Source organism: Nocardia sp. NPDC051052 (assembly GCF_044456045.1).
GTDB lineage: Bacteria > Actinomycetota > Actinomycetes > Mycobacteriales > Mycobacteriaceae > Nocardia.
The window spans coordinates 718,375-737,912 of record NZ_JBITFL010000001.1 but is presented as its reverse complement, the minus strand read 5'-3'; the positions used below and the strand labels follow the sequence as shown (position 1 = coordinate 737,912).

Here is a 19,538-nt window from a genome sequence, read left to right as displayed (position 1 = left end):
CTTTGGTTCGCTCGCTGACGCTCGCTCACGGCATCACCGGCCGTACTGAGGGCGCGCCCGTAAACCGTCGAGGATCTGGCTGCCGAGCATGGTCACATCGCCCGCGCCCATGGTGATCACGACATCACCGGGCAGCGCGAGCTTGGCGACCTGACGGCCGACGCGCGACATATCCGGCTGGTAGTGCACGGGTTTGGTGACCGACTGGGCGACCAGCGCACCGTTCACCCCGGGCAGCGGCTTCTCCCGCGCGCCGTAGACGTCGAGCACGACCACCTCGTCGGCGAGGCTCAGTGCCGCACCGAAGTCCTGCGCGAAAGTCGCGGTGCGGCTGTACAGATGCGGTTGGAAGACCACGATCACCCGGCCCTGCCGAGACCGGGCCCCGTCGCGCGCCTCCTGCTGCACCAGCTCGGCGGCGGCGCCGAGCACGGCCCGCACCTCGGTCGGATGGTGGGCGTAGTCGTCGAAGACGCGCACCCCGTTCTCCCGGCCCGCGAACTGGAACCGGCGGTGCACGCCACCGAAACCCTCCAGGCCCTGGATGATTTCGTCCATGTCGGCCCCCGCCGCGCGGGCGGCGAGCAGCGCGGCCAGCGCGTTCAACGCCATGTGCCTGCCAGGCACCGACAACCGCAGGGTGCGTGGCGTCGGTTCGTCGTCGAGCTGGAACTGGGCGATGCCGCCGACATCGCGCGGCTCCCAGCTGTGCAGCCGCACGCCGACGGGCACCGGCGCGTCGGCGAGTTCGCCGGAGCCGTAACCCAGTACGCGGATGTTCTTGGCGGCGAGCTTCGCGCCGACCCGTTCGGCCAGCGCCCGGGAGCCGGGATCATCCAGGCACACCACCAGCAGGCCGCCTTCGGCCAGCCGGTCGGCGAAGTCGTCGAAGACCTGGACGTAGGCCTCGTCGGTGCCGAAGAAGTCCAGATGATCGGACTCGATGTTGGTGACCACCGCGACGTCCGGGTCGTACTGCAGCAGTGACCCGTCGCTCTCGTCGGCCTCGGCGACGAAGATGTCCCCGGTGCCGTGGTGCGCGTTGGTGCCCGCCTCGTTCAGCTCGCCGCCGACCGCGAAGGACGGGTCGAAGCCGCAGTGCTGCAACGAGACGATGAGCATCGAGGTGGTGGAGGTCTTGCCGTGCGTACCCGACACCAGCAGGGTGCGATGGCCCCGCATCAGCGACGCGAGCACGGCGGGACGGAGCAGCACCGGGATGTCGCGCCGATTCGCTTCCATCAGTTCGGGATTGGTCTTCGGAATGGCCGCGTAGGTGGTGACCACCACGGTCGGCCCGCCGGGCAGCAGGTCGAGCGCGCTGGCGTCGTGGCCGATGCGCACCTGCGCGCCGCGCGCCCGCAACGCGAGCACGCCGCGGCTCTCCTTGGCATCCGAGCCGGACACGGCACCACCGCGGGACAGCAGAATCCGCGCGATACCGGACATCCCGGCCCCGCCGATACCGACCATGTGCACCCGCGCCAACGACGGCGGCAAAGCCGAAAGGTTCTCGTCAGCCACGTGCGACCTCCAGCACGATCCGCGCCACCGTGTCGGCGGCGTCGCGATGCCCGGCGCCGGCCGCCGCGCGACCCATCTCGATCAGCCGTGCGGAGTCCATGAGCAGCGGAATCACCTCATCGATCACGTATTTCGGCGTCAGCTCGGAATCCGGGACAATGCTGCCCCCGCCCTGCCGGACGACGGGCCTGGCGTTGAGCTCCTGCTCGCCGTTGCCGTGTGGCAGTGGCACATAGAAGGCGGGCAGCCCGACCGCCGACACCTCGGCGACGGTCATCGCGCCCGACCGGCAGACCACCGCGTCGGCGGCGGCGTAGGCGAGGTCCATCCGGGAAAGATACGGCACCGCGACATACGGTGCGGTGGCGCCACTCCCGGCCGCGGGCTGCGCTCCCGCAGCTACCTCGAGGGTGTTCTTCGGCCCGTGCGCGTGCAGCACGGAGATACCCGCGGCGGCGAGCTGTGTCGCGGCACCCGACACCGCCTCGTTCAGGCTGACCGCGCCCTGCGATCCGCCGAACACCAGCAGCACCGGTCCCTCGGCGGGCAGCCCGAAATGCGCGCGCGCCTCGGCCCGCAGCGCGGCCCGATCGAGCGTGGTGATCGCGGCGCGTACCGGGATGCCGACGACCTGCGCCCCGGCCAGCCCCGAATCCGGTACCGCGGCAAGCACTCGCGCGGCGCGACGCGCGCCGACCTTGTTCGCGATCCCGGCCTTGGCGTTCGCTTCGTGCACCACCACCGGCACCTTGCGCCTGCGCCGCAGCCCCGACCCGGCGGCCAGGTACGCGGGCAGTGCCACATATCCCCCGAAGCCGACGATCACGTCGGCCTCGACCGCGTCGATCACCGCCCTGGTCCGCGCCACCGAGGCACGCACCCGGCCGGGCAGCCGCAGCAGATCGGCGGTCGGCTTACGCGGCAGCGGAACCGGCGGGATGAGTTCGAGTGGATAGCCGCGCTCGGGCACCAGCTTGGTCTCCAGGCCGCGTTCGGTGCCAAGCACCGTCACCCGGATCGAATCGTCGAGCCGCCGCAGCGCGTCCGCCACCGCGAGGGCGGGTTCGATATGGCCCGCCGTGCCGCCGCCTGCGACGATTACCGAGATCACCTAGATTTTCCTCGTTCTCTTGTGTGGTTGACCGGGTAGCTGGGTTCCCACGCTCTGGTGGCCCGCGCCGAGCTGGTGCCGCGACTCTCCGGCGAGCGGCGTCGTCCCGGCTCCGGCTGCGGGCGTCGTGCGGGCAATGCCGGTGCGCCCGGCCGAGGCGCCTTGCGCTGCGCGGACTTCGCCCGTGCGGCGCTGGCCCTGGCCGGCGAGTACACCTCCGGCTTGGGCAGCCGCAGCAACTTACTGAACCTACCGTCTTGCCCGGCGTGCAGCGCGGAGACAGCCTCCGGTTCATGCCTGGCCGCGTTCGCGATGATGCCGAACATGAACAGGGTGATGGCCAGCGACGAACCGCCCGCCGACACCAGCGGCAGCTGCAGGCCGGTGACCGGGAGCAGCCCGACCACGTAACCGATGTTGATCAGCGCCTGGCCGGTGATCCAGGTCGTCGCGGTGGCCGTGAGCAGCCGGAGGAACGGATCGACCGAGCGGCTGGCGATGCGAATTCCGGTGTAGACGAACAGCGCGAACAGTCCGAGCACCAGGGCGCAGCCGAGGAAGCCGAGCTCCTCGCCGATGATGGCGAAGATGAAGTCGTTGTGCGAGTTGGGCAGATAGCTCCACTTGGCCCGGCTCTGCCCGAGGCCGCGGCCCCAGATGCCGCCGTCGGCGAGCGAGTAGAGCGCCTGCCGCGCTTGATAACCCATGCCCTGCGGGTCGTCGCCAGGGTTGAAGAACGCGCGCATGCGATCGGATCGATAACCCGCCGACAAGGCGAGCACCGTCGCCGCGACCAGGCCGGAAACCGCAACCGTCACGAACAGCCGCAGCGGCAGGCCGCCGAACCACAGCAGCGCCGCGATCACGATGCCCAACGCGATCGTCGTCGACAGGTTCGGCTCCACCACGACGAGCAGACACACCAGCAGACCCGCCGGAACCAGCGGCATCAGAATGTCTTTCAGCCCCGCGTGCTCCGAGCGGCGCGACGCCAGCAGGTGCGCACCCCACACCACCAACGTGACCTTCACGATTTCCGACGGCTGCACGTTGAAGACGCCGAGGTCGATCCACCGCCGCGCACCCTGCACCTTGGAACCGATACCCGGGACCAGCACCAGTACCAGCCCGAGCACCGAAAGCACGAACAGCGGAAACGACCACTGCCGCAACCGGCGCAGCGGAATCCGCAGCGCGAGATAGAACAGCACGGTGCCGATCGCGGCGAACATCGCCTGCTGGATGAACAGCGAATACGCCGATCCCCCATCGGCATACGCCTCGACACTCGACGCGGAAAGCACCATCACCAGGCCGAGCACGGTGAGCAGGGTGGCGATGGTGACGACCAGATGAAACGACGCGAGCGGCCGCGCCAGCCAGGCCACGAACCTGGCACCGGCCCGGGGCTGTTCCTTACGCCGCCCCGTTTCGTTCATATCGTCCGCCCGACGTCACCGTCTTCCAGTGCGTGCACCGCCGCCGCGAAACTGCGGCCTCGATGCGTGTAGTCGGCGAACATGTCCAGCGAAGCCGCCGCGGGAGCGAGCAGTACGGTGTCGCCGCGTCGGGCGTACCCGGCCGCGGCCTGCACGGCACGCGCCATCACGGCGTCGGCCTTATCTCTCGACGCGTCACCCATCCCTGCATCGTCTCCCGCGATCAGCTCGATGACCGGGACCTCAGGCGCGTGTCGCGCCAACGCGACCGCGAAAACCGGTGCGTCGGCCCCGATCAGCACCACCGCGACCAGCCGGTCGGCGACCTCTTCGACCAGGTCCTCGATGTGCGCGCCCTTGAGTTGACCGCCGGCCACCCAGACCACCTGCGGGTGCGCCAGGATCGCGGTGCGCGCGGCATGCGGGTTGGTGGCCTTGGAGTCATCGATGAAATCGACGCCGCCGACCTCGCGCACGAACGCGGACCGGTGCGGGCCGACCTTGTGCTCGATCAGCCCCTCCCGGATGAACTGCGGCGCCACATCGATGGCCCTGGTCAGCGCGGACGCGGCGAGCGCGTCGGCGACACCGGCCGGTCCCGGCGGGCTGATGTCGCCGACCTCGGCCAGGATCGCGGCCTTGGTGAACGCGCGATCGAGCAGCTTGCCGTCCACCACGCCGAGCTCACCGTCGGCGGGCACGCCGATCCGGAAGCCAACGGTGCGACGGGCTTTCGACCGGCGGGCCAGCGAGGCCGCCACCGGATCGTCGAGCCCGACCACGCCGACCCGGCCGACCAGCGCGCGTGCCTTCGCGGCGGCGTACGCGTCCAGGCCGCCGTGCCAATCCAGGTGATCCTCGGCCACATTGAGCACCACGCCCGCCTCCGGGCGCACCGACGGCGCCCAGTGCAGCTGGAACGAGGACAGCTCGACGGCGAGCACCTGCGGTCCCGGGTTGCGCCGCAACGCATCCAGGATCGGCAGGCCGATATTGCCGCACGCGACGCTGGGGATGCCCGCGGCGCGCAGGATGGCGTGCGTCATCTGCGTGGTGGTGGTCTTGCCGTTGGTTCCGGTCACCACCAGCCACTTGCGCACCGGACCGTAGATCCTGGCTTGATCCACCCACCAGGCGAATTCGACGTCGCCCCACACCGGCGTGCCCTCGGCCACCGCCGCGGCGAGCACCGGTGAGTCCGGTCGCCAGCCCGGGCTGGTGATCACCAGCGCGAACCGGCTCCAATCGGTGGTTTCCAGTTCCACGCAGGTGGCGATGTCCAGGCCGAGCCCGGCCGCCTCGGCCAGCGCCGCGGCGCCGCCGTCGGTGACCACCGGGCGCGCGCCGATATCGCGAAGCGGCTCGACGAGCGAGCGCCCCGATATGCCCCAGCCCGCGACGAGAACGTCACGGCCACGCAGGAATTCGAGCATGGGCCCAGGTGATCGCAGGGCCCGAGGAGAATGTTCGACCATCGCTAGTTCACCCGACCGCAGAGAGATATTCGCTGTAGAACAAGCCGAGGCCGACGGCGGAAGCCATCGCGGCCAATAGCCAGAACCTGATGATCACCGTAGTCTCGGCCCACTTGCTGAGTTCGAAGTGATGATGGAACGGCGCCATCTTGAACAACCGGTTGCGCGTGGTGCGATACACCGCCACCTGCAGCACAACCGACAGGGTTTCGGCAACGAACAGTGCGCCGATGACGATCATCAGCAGCTCGGTGCGGGTGGTGATGGACAGTCCGGCCAGCATGCCGCCGAGCGCAAGCGAACCGGTATCACCCATGAAAATCTTGGCGGGCGCGGCATTCCACCACAGGAAGCCGACGCACGCCGCGGCGCCCGCGGCGCAGACCAGCGCCAGGTCGAGCGGGTCACGCACGTTGTAACAGCCGACCTCGGCCTTGACCTCGCAGGCGTGGTAGTACTGCCAGAACGTGATGACCACGTAGCCGCCGAGCACCAGGCTCATCGACCCGGCGGCGAGCCCGTCCAGGCCGTCGGTGAGGTTCACCGCGTTGGACCAGGCGACGACCACCAGGCAGACGAAGACGAGGAACACGACGACACCCATCGTCACCGTGCTGATGTCGCGCACATAGGACAGGTGCCTGCTGGCCGGGGTCAGCCCGCTGGCACCGCGAAACTGCAGCGCGAGCACGCCGAACACGACGGCGGCGGTGAGCTGGCCTAGATACTTGCCCGCGGCGGTCAGGCCGAGGTTGCGCTGCTTGCGGATCTTGATGAAGTCGTCGACGAAGCCGACGCCGCCGAGCGCGGTGGCCAGGCCGAGTACCAGCAGGCCCGAGGCCGACGGCCCGTCCGCGCGATAGCCGATGCCGATCAGATGCGAGCCGAGATAGCCGGCCCACATGCCGATGATGATGGCGACGCCGCCCATGGTCGGGGTGCCGCGCTTGGCCTGGTGACTGGCCGGACCGTCGACCCGGATCTCCTGGCCGAAGCCCTGCTTGGCGAACATCTTGATCAGCAGCGGGGTCAGCAGAATAGACACGGCAAGCGCTATCGCCGCCGCGAATAGAATCTGTCTCACTCAAGTGCCTCCGTGCTTCCCATACGTCCGCTGGATGGCTCTGCTGCGATCAAGTGTTCGGCGACCTCCCAGAGGCCCACCGACTTCGACGCCTTGACCAGCACCACATCGCCCGCCTCGACCTCGTCGTCGAGCAACGCGATGGCCGCGCCGATGTCGGGCACGAGGATCGACTCCTCGCCCCATGAGCCTTCCATCACCGCTCCCTGATGCATCGCGCGGGACGGCCTTCCGTCGCCGACCACGATCAGCCGGTGCACGTCCAGCCGCACCGCGAGCCTGCCGATCCGGTCGTGTTCGATCACGGAATCTTCTCCCAGCTCACCCATTTCGCCGAGCACCGCCCAGCTGCGGCGCGGGGTCTCGCCCGCGCGCGCCATGGTGACCAGGGCCTTGAGGGCGGCGCGCACCGAGTCCGGGTTGGCGTTGTAGGAGTCGTTGACGACGGTCACCCCGGCGGCGGTGGTCCGCACATCCATCCGGCGGGCCGACGCGGCGCGCGCCTCGGACAGCGACCGCGCGATGGTGTCGAGGTCGGCGCCGCATTCGAGGGCGACCGCCGCCGCGGACAGCGCGTTGCCGACCTGGTGTTCGCCGTGCACCGCCAACTGAATCGGGATGCTGCCCAACGGCGTATGCAGGGTGAAGCCGGCGCGGGCCGCGTCGTCGAGCCGGATGTCGGTGGCACGGATGTCGGCACCGTCGGACTGGCCGACGGTCACCACGCGGGCGGTGGTCCGCGAGCTCATCGCGGCGACCTGGTTGTCGTCGGCATTGAGCACGGCCAGCCCGGACGGCGGGAGTGCTTGCACCAGTTCGCCTTTGGTCTTGGCGATCGCCTCGCGGCTGCCGAACTCGCCGAGGTGCGCGGTGCCGACGTTGAGCACGACGCCGATGGTCGGCGGGGTCACCTCGGCCGCCGCCGCGATATGACCTGGGCCGCGGGCCGACATCTCGAGCACCAGGAAGCGGGTATCGGCGTTGGCGCGCAACGCGGTCCACGGGTGACCGAGTTCGCTGTTGAACGAGCCCGGCGGCGCGACCACGGTGCCGAGCGGCGCGAGCACGGCCGCGAGCAGGTCTTTGGTCGAGGTCTTGCCGGACGAACCGGTCACCCCGATCACGGTGAGAGTGCCTGCCGCGGTGAGGTGTTGCACGCTGGCGCGGGCCAGGTCGGCGAGCGCGGCGAGCACCGCGGCACCGGAGCCGTCCGAATCACCGGCCAGCGCAACCGAAGTCGACGGCACCGAGCCTGGATGGGGCGCCACGACGATGGCGGGCACCCCGACCGGGCGTGCCGCGAGCACCGCGACCGCACCGGCCGCGACCGCCGGGACCGCCCAGTCGTGCCCGTCCGCTCGCGTGCCCGGCAGGGCCAGGAACAGATCGCCGGGACCGATTCGGCGCGAATCGAATTCCACCGAACCGGTCACTCGCACCTCCGGGTCGGGGACGTCGTGCAGCGTGCCGCCGACGACCTCCGCGATCTCCCGCAGTGTCATCTCGATCATGAAACCGTCAAGTCCTCCGCGTCCGCGTTATGCGGACTTCGCTTGTCCAGTGCCGCCGCGAGCACGTCGCGGTCGTCGAAGGGGTGCTTCACACCCCGGATCTCCTGCCCTGCCTCGTGCCCCTTGCCCGCAACCAGTACCACGTCGCCGGGCTGAGCCCAATTCACCGCCGCCGCAATGGCTTCGGCGCGGTCGCTGAGCTCGCGCACCTCGGCGCGGCCGGGCGCCGCCAGCGCGCCGGTGCGCATCGCCGCCCGGATCTCGGCCGGGTCCTCGCTGCGCGGGTTGTCGTCGGTGATGATCACCAGGTCGGCGCCTTTGGCCGCCACCGCGCCCATCAGCGGACGTTTACCCGCGTCCCGGTCGCCACCGGCTCCGACCACCACGGCGAGGCGCCCTGGCGCTTCCGGCGCGTCTGCCGCGAGATGTCCACGCAGCGTGGCGATCACCGATTCCAGCGCGGCGGGCTTGTGCGCGTAGTCGACGATCGCGAGGAAGTCTTGCCCGCGCTCCACCCGCTGCATCCGGCCCGGCACGTCGACGGTGGCCAGGGCGGGCGCGGCAATCGAGGCGTCGACACCGGCGGCCGCGCACACGGCGACCGCGAGCAGGCCGTTGGCCACGTTGTAGCGGCCCGGAAGGCGCAGCCGCACAGCGACATCGCCGCTGGGGCCGGTCGCGGTGAACTCCTGCTCACCGCCGTGCGCCGCGATCGGACCGTTCAGGCGCCAGTCGCCGGTTCCGGTGGTGGACACCGTGATCGGGGCTTCGAGACCGTCGGCGAGGCGCTGGCCCCACTCGTCATCGATACAGACCACCGCGGTCCGCGCGGCAATCGGCGACGTCGCCTCGAACAGCCTGCGCTTGGCGGCGAAGTAGTCCTCGAAGTCCGCGTGGAAGTCCAGGTGATCCTGCGAGAGATTGGTGAACGCGCCGACCGCGAACCGCACGCCGTCCACCCGGCCGAGCGCCAGCGCGTGGCTGGACACCTCCATCACCACCGCGTCCACACCCTGCTCGACCATCAGCGCGAACATCGCGTGCAGCTGCGGCGCCTCGGGCGTGGTCAGCGCGCTCGGCACCCTGCGGCCGCCGATCCTGGTCTCGATGGTGCCGATCAGCGCCGTCGACAGTCCTGCCGCGGCCAGACCGGCCTCGATTAGGTAAGAGGTTGTCGTCTTGCCGGAGGTGCCGGTGATGCCCACGATGCGCAGCCGCTCGCAGGGGTTGCCGTAGATCATGGCCGACAATTCCCCGAGCACCGCGCGCGGATTTTCCCGCACCAGCACCGGGACAGTCAGCTCGCCGGCCAGCTCAGCGCCTGCCGCATCGGTGAACACCGCCACCGCACCGTGCTCGACCGCGTCCCGCGCGAACCGGGCGCCGTGTGCCTGCGCGCCGGGTAGCGCGACGAACAGGTCGCCGGGCAGCACCGACGCCGAGCGCTGCTCGATTCCGGTCACCGACGCCGTGCCCAGCGGCCGCGGACCGACCGAATTCACCGCGACGGCGGACGCCAGGGCGTCCAGCGGCGTCACGGGTGACTGGGCGGGCCGCAACGTGCGCGGTTCACCGGACTGCACAGAAATCAGGCTCCTCTCGGCGGCAGCGATCGACGTGCCAGGTTACCGGCGACCGACCATCGCGCGACCAGGCAGCCCCACCGCAGCGGGCCGGCGCCGCTCATCGCACCCTACGACGCCGGCAACCCGACAGTGTGCCACCACGCGGCCCGCCACATTCGAATCAACGGAATTCGCCCACCAGTACTTCGCGTTCCTGCGACTACAGCGCTATCGCACCGCTAGCGAAAGATATTTCGCCTGCCATGATTCACGACAGGTAGGCAGCAAAATACTTGACACCGTATACATCGCGCGACAGACCTCGAGTACGCCGATAATTTGCCACCGAAATAAACTCGAGCCCAACGATATTCGCGCATTGTTCGAGTCGGCGCATTGTTGCCGGAACAAGGGCCACAAGCCCAGGCTTCGGGCAGCAAGGGCCGTACCGAGCTGGCGTGCGAGCCCCTTTCAACTAGCCGAAAGGGCCCATCTCAGCGTGGTCGGTGGCGGCGCACCGGCCGTAAGCAATGCGGCACCGGAAATCCTGATAAACATGAGCCCGCCCATTTCGCCCTTGCCCTAATTCCGGGGAACCGAGCAACACATTTGCCGTGACGGATTCAGTCCGCCTGGAGCACGAAACGTTTGGACGGTTCCGGCGATGGCGGGATTCGGTCGCGCTGCAACGCCCAGGAGGCGATGTTGTGGAACAGCGGTGCGGCCGACTGGCCGCCGCTGCCGTCGGAGCTGCGGATGGGGTTGTCCAGCATCAGGCCGATGACGTAGCGCGGGTTGTCGGCGGGGGCGATGCCCGCGAAGGTGATGAAGAACGAGGAGGTCGAGTAGCACCCGCAGCTGGGGTCGACCTTTTGCGCGGTGCCGGTCTTGCCCGCGATCTGGTAGCCGTCGATCGCGGCGGGCCAGCCGGTGCCGTTCTGGTTGGCGTTCATCGGGTCACGCTGGACCACCGACTGGAACATGGTGCGCAGCGTCGCGGCGGTCTGCGGGCTCACCACGCGCACACCGTCGGGCTGGGCCTCGTCGGTACGGGTACCGTCCGGCGCGATCTCGGCCTTGATGATCCGCGGCGGGATGCGCACGCCGTCGTTGGCGATGGCCTGGTACATGCCCGTCATTTGCAAGGTGGTCATCGAAAGACCCTGACCGATAGGAAGGTTGGCGAAGGTGCCGCCCGACCACTGGTCGCGGGCGGGCACCACACCGGCACTTTCGCCCGGCAGGCCGACGCCGGTTCGCTGGCCGAGTCCGAAGCGATTCACCATGTCGGCGAATCGGTCCTCGCCCACTCGCTGCGCGAGCATCAGGGTCCCCACGTTGGAAGACCTGCCGAAGATGCCGGTGGTGGTGTAGGGCGCCACACCGTGCACCCACGCGTCGTGGACGGTCACCCCCGCCATTCGGATCTCGCCCGGAACCTGGTGCACCTCATCGGGATTGGTCAACCCGTACTCGATCGAGGCGGCCGCGGTAATGATCTTGTTCACCGAGCCGGGCTCGAACACGTTGACCACCGCCGGATTGCTCATTTCGGCGCTTGCCCACGTTTGCGGCCCCTGCTGCGGATTGAAGGTGTTGTCGTTGGCCATCGACAACACCTGCCCGGTCTTGGCGTCGAGCACGACCGCGGAGGCCGAGTTGGCACCGGACATCTCCTTGGCCTGCTGCACCTGCTGCTGCACGTAATACTGCAGGTCCGAGTCCAGCGTCAGCTCCACGCCGTGGCCGTTGACGGCGTCCTGCTTGTCGCGCGAGCTGCCGGGAATGACCGCGCCGTCGGAACCGCGGTCGTAGGTGTGCGAACCGTCGGTGCCCGCGAGCGCCGAGTCGAGCGACGACTCCAGCCCGATCTGACCGTGCCCGTCCCAGCCGGTGGCGCCGAGCACGTTGGCCGCCAACGAGCCGCCCGGGTGCTCCCTCGGGTATTGGGAATCCGCGCCGACCTCGGGGTACTGCGTGCGGATATCCGTGGCGATTCTCGGGTCGACGCCGCGCGCCAGGTACACGAACGTTTCATCGCTGTGCAGCTTGGCGAGCAGGTCCGCCTCCGACGGGCCCGCCTTACCGAGCTTGTCGTGGATGGTCTTGGCGATCGCCTTCAGCCGTTCGTCCGGGTCGGGCGCCTTATCGTTTTTGGCCTTCGCGTCGGCCAGCTGCTTACGGACCGGGATCGGCTGGAAAGTCAGCTGTTTCGCGGCGATGGTGTACGCGAGGGCCTTGCCGTTGCGGTCGGTTATCGGGCCACGCACCGCGTAGTCGATCTCGTGCTGCGTGCGCTGAGTCGCCGCCTGCGCGGAAAGGCTTGGCGCACCGATGGTCTGGATCCACAGCAACTGCAGCGCCACGACGCCGAGCGCGAGCAGCATGATGATCCGGCCCGCGCCGAGTCGTCTGCGTTGCGGCCGGCCCTTTTTGGCCGGCGCGGAGCGTGGCCGGGCCGACTTGCTCGGACCAGGCTCGCGCCGCCTGCGCGGCGCGGGCCTGGTCTGTGTCACCGCTGGCCTCCGTCAGGAAGTGCTTGGGGCTGTGGGGTTTCCGGCTGACCCTGTGCGAGATCCACCGGCGGGTGCAGGGTTTCGGCCTGCGGCGGTGCGGGCTCGGCCGGTGCCGCGGGGACCGGGCTGACCGGCACCGGGCTCGCCGGGGCCGCGTTCACCTGAACATTGTTCGCCTGGGCACCGTTGCCCGGCGCGGGCGGCAGGGCGGGCGGCGGCGGGGTAGTCGTCACCGGCACCACGCGTTCACCGCGCGCCTGCACGTTGCCTGCCTGCGGGTTGGGCGGGGTGGTCGGCGAAATGTTCAGCGGCGGCACCGGGGGGCCGTCCGCCGGGGCCGGCTTGCCGACCACGGTCACGGCGCCGTCGGGGGCGACGATGATGCGGGCCGGGTCCTTGGCCGGGATCATGCCCTGTTCCCGAGCACGGGCGGCCAGGTCGGGCGGGGAATCCGCCGACTCCACCTCACGCAGCAACGCGGCGCGCTCGTCGGCCAGCCGCTTGTTGGTCGCCCGGATATCACCGAGCTGGTAGCTGTCCTCCGCGGCGCGGGTGGTCAGCAGCAGGGTGAGCGCGAGACCACAGCCGAGCAGCGCGATGATCGCCGCGACGAACGGAATGCGCCCCGCCATCGCCGACCCTTGCCGACGCGGCAGATCGGGAGTGTCCGAACGAGTTTCGGCGCGGGTCCGGCGCCGGGCGTAAGCCCGTTGCGCGGCACCCGATTTCACCCGCTCGGATTCGTGGACCCGGCGGGCGATCCGCCCGGGTGCCTCGACGGTCCGCGTCCTGATGCTCATGCCTCCACCTCGCTGGCGCTCGGTTCCGGCATGCGCATGGCGCCCTGATACATGATTCGCTCGCTGCGCTCGCTCATTCCTCTGCCGTCCCCTCGTGAGTCTGTGCGGGACATCCGGCCTCCCTTGTCCAGGCCCCGCACCCGGTCCGCCGGACGAGCTCATGTCTCATCCGGCCTCCTGAATTCGCTCCGCGGCCCGCATCCGTACCGGTGCGGCCCGCGGGTTCTCCACTATCTCCTCCTCGGTCGCCTTCTCCGCGCCACGGGTCAGCATCCGGAATTCCGGTCCCATGCCTGGCAATTCGACCGGTAGGTCGACGGGGGTCCTGGAAGCCGCGCGCGGCGCGAACTCCTGCTTGACCACCTTGTCCTCGAGTGACTGATAGGACATGACGACAATCCGGCCGCCGATCCGCAGCGAATCGAGCGCCGCGGGCAGCGCGGCACGCAGCGAATCGAGCTCGCGATTGACCTCCACCCGCAGCGCCTGAAAGGTGCGCTTGGCCGGATGCCCGCCGGTGCGGCGGGTGGCCGCCGGTATCGCCGCGTAGAGCAGCTCCACCAGCTCGGCGCTGGTGGTGAACGGCCGCTGCGCGCGGCGGCGCAGCACCTCGGAGGCGATCCGGCCCGCAAAGCGTTCCTCGCCATAGGTTTTCAGCACGCGGGCCAGGTCGCCGTGGCTGTAGGTGTTGAGCACGTCGGCGGCGGTGGGGCCGGTGGTGGGATCCATCCGCATGTCCAGCGGCGCGTCGATGGAGTAGGCGAAGCCGCGATCGGCCTCGTCGAGTTGCATCGAGGACACGCCGAGGTCCATCAGGATGCCGGAGACCGAGCCGCGGGCGGCCAGCCCGGCCTGCTCGAGCGCGTCGGCGATCCCGTCATATCGGGTGTGCACCAGGGTGACTCGGTCCGCGAACGGCGCGAGCCGCTCGGTGGCCAGCTTCAGCGCGGCGGTATCGCGATCGAGACCGACGAGCCGGAGGCCGGGGTAGGTGCGCAGGAAGTGTTCGGCGTGTCCGCCGAGACCGAGCGTCGCGTCGAGATAGACCGCACCGGGTTCGGTGAGCGCGGGCCCGAGCAGCGCGTCGGCCCGGCCGAGCAGAACGGGAACATGGCGAGGGCCGTCCTGCTCATGATTCACCTCGACCTCCCGGGATCTCGCCTGGCTTCGTCGCGTATCCCGGCCGGGTCGCGTTGTTCCTCTGTGCCGGTGCCGGAGTGCCAGCACCGCGTCGGTTCAACCAGTAGTTCGCGATTGTTTTGTGTTGGGCCGCAAGCGTTTTGCTCAGAAACTGTTGCCGGAGACGAATGCCCCGTGGTCTCTGACCGAACCTCGGCACCTGGCGTCGGGGAAGTACGTCAGGGTCCGCGTCCGGGCAGAGGCCGCGCGGCACTCGTTCGCTCGGGCTAGAAGATTCCGCCCAGTGACTCGTCTCTCGCTTGCGAGAAATCCTCCTCGTGCTCGGCGAGGTAGGAGTCCCACGCCTGCTTGTCCCATATTTCGAGGAAATCGACCGAGCCGGTCACCACGCAATCCCGTTGCAGGTTTGCGTACCGCCGGTGTTCGGCTGATAACACGATCCGGCCCTGTGCGTCCGGACGTTGTTCATCCGTTCCGGCCGCTAGTGCCCGGACGAACGCGCGCGCCTGCGGGTTACTTCGAGATGCCGCCGCGGCTCGTCGAGCGAGCGCGGTGAACTCTTCTTTGGGATACACGGCAAGGCTGTGGTCTTGACCCTTCGTGACCATCAACCCTCCCGCCAGATCGTCTCGAAATTTCGCAGGCAACGTGAGTCGCCCCTTGTCGTCCAGCCGAGGTGTGTAGGTACCGAGAAACAACTCGATACCTCCCTAGTCGATCACCTCGATGGTCGGCCTTTCCTGTAGTGCGCGCTCCACATTACCCCACTTTCCCCCACTTTCAATCGAAACTGCCGGTGATCTGGCTCCCGGCCCAGACGATTTCGCAGGTCATCCCAGCTATCACCATGGTGGAGAACTTTTTGCGTGTTCTGCCGACACGCACAGTCCGCATGGACAAAGGCCCGGAAACACCCAGCAAACGCCCAGGTGCGAGGTCACTCGGCCGAAGATGGGGGGAAGTGGGGGATCTTGTGGGGGGATGTGGAGCAAGCGCCGCCACCCCCCGCGCGGCGCGGCCGCGCTATCCACCCGCGAGACAGCGACGCCGCACCGGATCGGTGCGGCGTCGCCGTCTGTCTGCAGATGTCAGGCTACGAGCGAGCTAATCCTGCTCGAACCGTCGCCGGAAGCGGTCCTCCATGCGTTCGGAGAAACCGCCGGACTTACGTTGGCGCCCACGCGGTCCGGCCGTTCCACCGCTGGGACCGCCGGGCGTGGCGTCGCCACCGGCCCGATCGCCCTTCGCCATGCCCTTGGAGGTGCCGACCAGCAGCAGTACGCCGGCCGCGAACATGACGATGAAGCCGACCAGACTGATGATCGGGAAGCCGCCGGGCTTCACTGGGGCAGCGATGCCGGCGACGAGTAAAAACAGACCGAGGACGAACAAAGCCGCGGCCTGGAGTCTGCGACGACTCGAGGTCGAGCGAAGGCGCCCGCCGCGGACGGACGACGCGAACTTCGGATCCTCAGCATAGAGCGCGCTCTCGATCTGTTCGAGCATGCGCTGCTCGTGCTCGGAGAGTGGCACGGTACCTCCCCCGGCACTAGGCGTGGCTGTCGCCTCCGGGTAGGCGACCTGATAGCCGACCTTGGCGGCTATCTGTCACCAATGATACGAGTTCGATCAGGGCCGTACCACCTAGTCGCCCATAACTATGTGGGCGTGCCGCCGGTCACTATCCGGTCATGCCGCCTGTCCACCCCGGTGCGGGGCGCAACCGAGCCGATGCGGTAAGGAGATCTTCGACGTCGTGCAGGAATGCTCCTACCCGCGAATAGAACTCGTCGGCCTCGTCTTCGTCGACGTCACGATCGAGTCCGGCCTCCAGCGCGGCCCTGGTCTCCGAGCGCCCGCTGAAGTAATCCGCCCACATGACGAACTCGGGCGCGGCGGACTGCATCAGCACCCACGCGTTGCGCGAACGAGCCCGCGGCGCGTTGTCCGCACCGGTGAGCGCGATCACCGCGCCCGCCCCGCGTAATGCCGCCAGATAGGCGGTGCGGAACCGCTCGCGCGGGTCCCGCTCGCCCGCCGCCTGCATGAGCAGGCCATCGGCCCGTTGCAGCAGCTTGCCCGCCCGCCCGGGCTGTCCCGGATGTTCGACCCGACCAGACATCTCGGAGTCCCTCCGCCATCGCGTACCTGGAGCCAACACCGCCTAGTGTGACCGAACAGGTATTCGAACGTTTGAATTGAGATTGAATATAGAGACGCCCACCGACAAACTTTCCGCGCCCGCTGTGGACCCGACGAGAGCCATGACCGCCGTCAAGCCCAATCACACCCCCGCACCCGTTGTCGTCGACCTGTCTGTCGCGACTTTGCGCTCCCGGCTGCACGATGCGCTGGCGGTGTATGTCGCGGCGATGGACTATCCGCGCGGCACCGAACACCATCGCGCGCCGATGTGGACCGAGCACACCACCCGCCCCGGCTGGCAGGCCGTGGCGGCGGTGGTCCCCGACGATTCGGGGCACGTCGACCTGCGCTCGTCGCCGATTGTGGCGATCGCCTACGGCTACCGCGGTGCCGCGCACCAGTGGTGGCATCAGCAGGTGCACAGCGGTATGCGGCGCTCCGGATGGCCGGAACATTCGACGCGCGAACTGCTTTCGGACTATTTCGAACTGACCGAGCTGCACGTGCACCCCTCGGCACAGGGCCTCGGCATCGGCAGCACGCTGCTGGAACGCCTGCTGCGCGCGCGGCCGGAGAAGGCGGTGCTGCTGTCCACCCCCGAGGTGGAGCGGGAGGACAACCGGGCCTGGCGGCTGTACCGGCGGCAGGAATTCACCGACGTGGTGCGGAATTTCGTGTTCGCCGGTGACAATCGGCCGTTCGCCATTCTCGGACGACGGCTGCCGCTGTGAGGGTTACGCGCACAACGCCGCTGGGACCGCGGAGTGCCGGCGTGAGGGTCACGTGACGGTCGTTGTGGTCGGTTCGGGCCACAATGCGCTGGTCGCCGCCTGTTATCTCGCGCGGGCCGGGCACCCGGTGGAGGTGCTCGAGCGCGACGAGGTGCTCGGCGGGGCGGTGTCGACCGTCGAACGGTTTCCCGGGCATCGCGTTGATCGCGGATCGTCCGCGCACATCATGGTGCGGCACACGGGGATCATCGAGGAGCTCGAGCTTTCCCGTTTCGGGCTGCGGTACATCGATTGCGACCCTTGGGGTTTCACGCCCGGCAGCGATGGGCGCCCGCCGCTGGTGTTCCATCGCGATCTGGCTGCCACCTGCGCGTCGATCGCGGCCGCCGTTGGCGAGCGGGATGCCGCGGCGTATCGGCGTTTCGTGGAGGTGTGGGGGCCACGAAGCGCGCGGGTGATGCGGGCGTTCGGCGGTGGGCCGACGCCGGGCCGGTTGCTGCGTTCGTTCTGGGGACTGGACGCCAAGAACGGTGGGAGCGCGTTGTCGCGCGAGTTCCTGCAATCCGGGGACGCGTTGCTGGACACGTACTTTCAGGACGAACGGCTCAAGGCTTCGCTGGCGTGGTTCGGCGCGCAATCCGGACCGCCGATGTCGGAGCCGGGCACCGCGCCGATGGTGGGGTTCGCCGCGCTGATGCACACGCTGCCGCCGGGACGTGCGGTCGGCGGTAGTGGTGCGTTGTCCGCCGCGCTCGTCGAGCGGCTGCGCTCCGAGGGCGGCGTGGTGACGGCGGGTGACGCCGTGACCGCGCTGCGGCGCGAGGGTGACGGCTGGCGGGTGCGCACCGCCTCGGGGCGAAACCTCTACGCGGACACCGTTATCGCGGGCTCGCACGTGCTGACCACCCTGGATCTGTTGCGCGAGGGCGGGTTCGACGCCGCCATGCTCGATGACTGGAAGCGGCGGATTCGGGTCGGCCCTGGGATCGGCATGGTGGTGCGGGTGGCGACCCGGTCATTGCCGCACTACCCAGGCAGCTCGGTCGGCGAATCCGCGCGTGGACTCCAGTTTCTCGTGTCCGACCGGCGTCAGCTTCGGCTCGCCCACGGTGCCGCGTCGGCCGGGGAGCTGCCGCCGCGACCGGTGGTGCTGGCGATGAGTTTCAGCGCGCTCGACCCGAGTATCGCGCCGTCCGGCGAGCATCAGCTCTCCCTGTGGGCACAGTGGCACCCGTATCGGCTGGCCGACGGCAGCGATTGGGCCGCACACGCCGAACGGGAGGGCGACCGCATCATCGCCGAGGTCGACTCCTACGCACCGGGTTTCGCCGATTCGGTGCTGCGCAGGTTGGTGCAGACACCGGTCGATCTGGAGCGGGAGATGGGGCTGCTCGGCGGCAACGTGATGCACGTGGAGATGTCGCTGGATCAGATGATGCTGTGGCGGCCGCTGCCGGAACTGTCCGGGCAGCGGGTACCCGGTGCGCCTGGGCTGTATCTGACCGGCGCGTCGACGCATCCAGGCGGCGGCGTCTCCGGCGCCAGCGGCCGCAGCGCCGCCAACCTCGCCATGCGCGACCTCCGCCGCCGCCGATTCCCGCTGTTGCGCAAGCGATGACGGTGTACACGCCTACGGCCGTGCGGCGGGGCGGCGCACGTGCGACAGTGCGCCGAGGTGCGCCGCTTGCCTGTGCGGTGACGCTGATCCTCGTGCAGATCGCCTATCCGCTGACGTCCGGGGGCGGGCGGGACCGGGTCACCGTTGCGGTGGTGCTGCTCTCGGCGGGCACGGCGTTGGCGCACGCGACAGCGACCCGCGGGATTCGTTATGCGGCCGCATTTTTGGTGATCGTGTCGGGTCTCGGGCTGGCCGCTGAGATCGTCGGTACCGCAACAGGATTGCCGTTCGGGTGTTACGAGTACGCGGTGGATCGACTGGGGCCAGCGCTCAGTGGGGTGCCGCTGGTGGTCCCGCTGGCCTGGACGGGCGGGTTGTATCCGGTGTGGGTGGTCGCGGGGCTGCTCGCCCCTCGGGCGGCCTCGCGGATCGGCCTGCTGGCGGTGGGCGCGGTCGGCTGGGATCTTTTCCTCGACCCTCAGATGGTCGCCGACGGGCAGTGGACCTGGTGCGACACCGGCTCCGGGCTGCCCGGTCTCGCGGCGATTCCGGTCACGAATTATCTCGGTTGGTGCACGGTGGCGTTGCTGATGGGTGCGCTGCTGACCCTCTTGGATCGGGCGGTGCCCGCGTCAGCGGGGCTGGATAACCCGTCGAATCCGTCAGCGGGGCTGGACACCACTGTCTCGGATTCCGGCTCGGTCGCGGTGCCGGTGGCGGTCTTCCTGTGGACCTGGCTCGGGTCCGCACTCGCGCACGCGGTGTTTCTCGGTCTACCGGTTTCGGCCTGTTACGGCGGCATCGGGCTGGCTATTCTGGGCCTCCCGATGCTGCGTCACCTCTGGTTTTCCCGCCTCCGACCGGAACCGCCGGGCTAGC

Annotated in this window: 16 protein-coding genes; 3 read left to right on the top strand and 13 right to left on the bottom strand. The window is 69.1% G+C overall.

What is annotated here, in order from left to right:
• Positions 1-33 precede the first annotated feature (33 nt).
• The 13 genes from murC to ACIBCN_RS03200 form a co-directional block, all read right to left on the bottom strand.
• Positions 34-1,473, bottom strand: a complete 1,440-nt coding sequence (murC, locus tag ACIBCN_RS03260) for a UDP-N-acetylmuramate--L-alanine ligase (RefSeq protein ID WP_396990178.1) — start codon at positions 1,471-1,473, stop codon at positions 34-36.
• A gap of 43 nt (positions 1,474-1,516) precedes the next feature.
• On the bottom strand, positions 1,517-2,635 hold the full coding sequence (gene murG, locus ACIBCN_RS03255) for an undecaprenyldiphospho-muramoylpentapeptide beta-N-acetylglucosaminyltransferase (RefSeq protein ID WP_396989818.1): 1,119 nt from the start codon (positions 2,633-2,635) through the stop codon (positions 1,517-1,519).
• The gene (ftsW, locus tag ACIBCN_RS03250) at positions 2,632-4,074 is read right to left on the bottom strand and encodes a putative lipid II flippase FtsW (protein ID WP_396989817.1); all 1,443 of its coding nucleotides are present in this window, start codon (positions 4,072-4,074) and stop codon (positions 2,632-2,634) included. Before ftsW ends, murG begins: the two co-directional genes overlap by 4 nt.
• Positions 4,071-5,507: a UDP-N-acetylmuramoyl-L-alanine--D-glutamate ligase gene (murD, locus tag ACIBCN_RS03245; protein WP_396989816.1), complete on the bottom strand. Its 1,437-nt coding sequence runs from the start codon at positions 5,505-5,507 to the stop codon at positions 4,071-4,073. Before murD ends, ftsW begins: the two co-directional genes overlap by 4 nt.
• 49 nt (positions 5,508-5,556) lie before the next feature.
• A complete protein-coding gene (mraY, locus tag ACIBCN_RS03240; RefSeq protein ID WP_396989815.1) occupies positions 5,557-6,633 on the bottom strand; it encodes a phospho-N-acetylmuramoyl-pentapeptide-transferase in 1,077 nt (358 codons plus the stop codon).
• Positions 6,630-8,144: a UDP-N-acetylmuramoyl-tripeptide--D-alanyl-D-alanine ligase gene (gene murF, locus ACIBCN_RS03235; protein WP_396989814.1), complete on the bottom strand. Its 1,515-nt coding sequence runs from the start codon at positions 8,142-8,144 to the stop codon at positions 6,630-6,632. The genes mraY and murF overlap by 4 nt, the downstream gene beginning before the upstream one ends.
• Positions 8,141-9,733 (bottom strand): UDP-N-acetylmuramoyl-L-alanyl-D-glutamate--2,6-diaminopimelate ligase, encoded by a 1,593-nt coding sequence (locus ACIBCN_RS03230; RefSeq protein WP_396990177.1) that lies wholly within the window; start codon positions 9,731-9,733, stop codon positions 8,141-8,143. The genes murF and ACIBCN_RS03230 overlap by 4 nt, the downstream gene beginning before the upstream one ends.
• 599 nt (positions 9,734-10,332) lie before the next feature.
• A complete protein-coding gene (locus tag ACIBCN_RS03225) occupies positions 10,333-12,096 on the bottom strand; it encodes a peptidoglycan D,D-transpeptidase FtsI family protein (protein WP_396990176.1) in 1,764 nt (587 codons plus the stop codon).
• Positions 12,097-12,221: 125 nt separating this feature from the next.
• Positions 12,222-13,025, bottom strand: a complete 804-nt coding sequence (locus ACIBCN_RS03220; protein ID WP_396989813.1) for a hypothetical protein — start codon at positions 13,023-13,025, stop codon at positions 12,222-12,224.
• 165 nt (positions 13,026-13,190) lie between these two features.
• Complete coding sequence (gene rsmH, locus ACIBCN_RS03215; RefSeq protein WP_396989812.1) at positions 13,191-14,165, bottom strand: 16S rRNA (cytosine(1402)-N(4))-methyltransferase RsmH; 975 nt, start codon at positions 14,163-14,165, stop codon at positions 13,191-13,193.
• Positions 14,166-14,431: 266 nt separating this feature from the next.
• The gene (gene mraZ, locus ACIBCN_RS03210) at positions 14,432-14,863 is read right to left on the bottom strand and encodes a division/cell wall cluster transcriptional repressor MraZ (RefSeq protein WP_040733463.1); all 432 of its coding nucleotides are present in this window, start codon (positions 14,861-14,863) and stop codon (positions 14,432-14,434) included.
• A gap of 406 nt (positions 14,864-15,269) precedes the next feature.
• On the bottom strand, positions 15,270-15,698 hold the full coding sequence (locus ACIBCN_RS03205) for a DUF3040 domain-containing protein (protein ID WP_150406553.1): 429 nt from the start codon (positions 15,696-15,698) through the stop codon (positions 15,270-15,272).
• A 148-nt stretch (positions 15,699-15,846) separates the two neighbouring features.
• Positions 15,847-16,287 (bottom strand): SAV_6107 family HEPN domain-containing protein, encoded by a 441-nt coding sequence (locus ACIBCN_RS03200; RefSeq protein ID WP_396989811.1) that lies wholly within the window; start codon positions 16,285-16,287, stop codon positions 15,847-15,849.
• Positions 16,288-16,429: 142 nt separating this feature from the next.
• Here ACIBCN_RS03200 and ACIBCN_RS03195 point away from each other — a divergent pair, with 142 nt between their 5' ends.
• The 3 genes from ACIBCN_RS03195 to ACIBCN_RS03185 are packed head-to-tail and all read left to right on the top strand — an operon-like array spanning position 16,430 to position 19,537.
• Positions 16,430-17,041, top strand: coding sequence for a GNAT family N-acetyltransferase (locus ACIBCN_RS03195; RefSeq protein ID WP_396989810.1), 612 nt, complete (start codon positions 16,430-16,432; stop codon positions 17,039-17,041).
• Between the two features lie 52 nt (positions 17,042-17,093).
• Complete coding sequence (locus tag ACIBCN_RS03190; RefSeq protein ID WP_396989809.1) at positions 17,094-18,659, top strand: phytoene desaturase family protein; 1,566 nt, start codon at positions 17,094-17,096, stop codon at positions 18,657-18,659.
• Positions 18,656-19,537: a carotenoid biosynthesis protein gene (locus ACIBCN_RS03185; RefSeq protein WP_396989808.1), complete on the top strand. Its 882-nt coding sequence runs from the start codon at positions 18,656-18,658 to the stop codon at positions 19,535-19,537. The genes ACIBCN_RS03190 and ACIBCN_RS03185 overlap by 4 nt, the downstream gene beginning before the upstream one ends.
• The last annotated feature ends 1 nt before the right edge of the window (position 19,538 follow it).

Coding starts and splice junctions, on each gene's coding strand:
- murC (WP_396990178.1), bottom strand. CDS start 1,473: ATGGTCGGTATCGGCGGGGCCGGGATGTCCGGTATCGCGCGGATTCTG.
- ftsW (WP_396989817.1), bottom strand. CDS start 4,074: ATGAACGAAACGGGGCGGCGTAAGGAACAGCCCCGGGCCGGTGCCAGG.
- murD (WP_396989816.1), bottom strand. CDS start 5,507: ATGCTCGAATTCCTGCGTGGCCGTGACGTTCTCGTCGCGGGCTGGGGC.
- murF (WP_396989814.1), bottom strand. CDS start 8,144: ATGATCGAGATGACACTGCGGGAGATCGCGGAGGTCGTCGGCGGCACG.
- ACIBCN_RS03225 (WP_396990176.1), bottom strand. CDS start 12,096: ATGCTGCTCGCGCTCGGCGTCGTGGCGCTGCAGTTGCTGTGGATCCAG.
- ACIBCN_RS03220 (WP_396989813.1), bottom strand. CDS start 13,025: ATGAGCATCAGGACGCGGACCGTCGAGGCACCCGGGCGGATCGCCCGC.
- ACIBCN_RS03200 (WP_396989811.1), bottom strand. CDS start 16,287: ATGTCTGGTCGGGTCGAACATCCGGGACAGCCCGGGCGGGCGGGCAAG.
- ACIBCN_RS03195 (WP_396989810.1), top strand. CDS start 16,430: ATGACCGCCGTCAAGCCCAATCACACCCCCGCACCCGTTGTCGTCGAC.
- ACIBCN_RS03185 (WP_396989808.1), top strand. CDS start 18,656: ATGACGGTGTACACGCCTACGGCCGTGCGGCGGGGCGGCGCACGTGCG.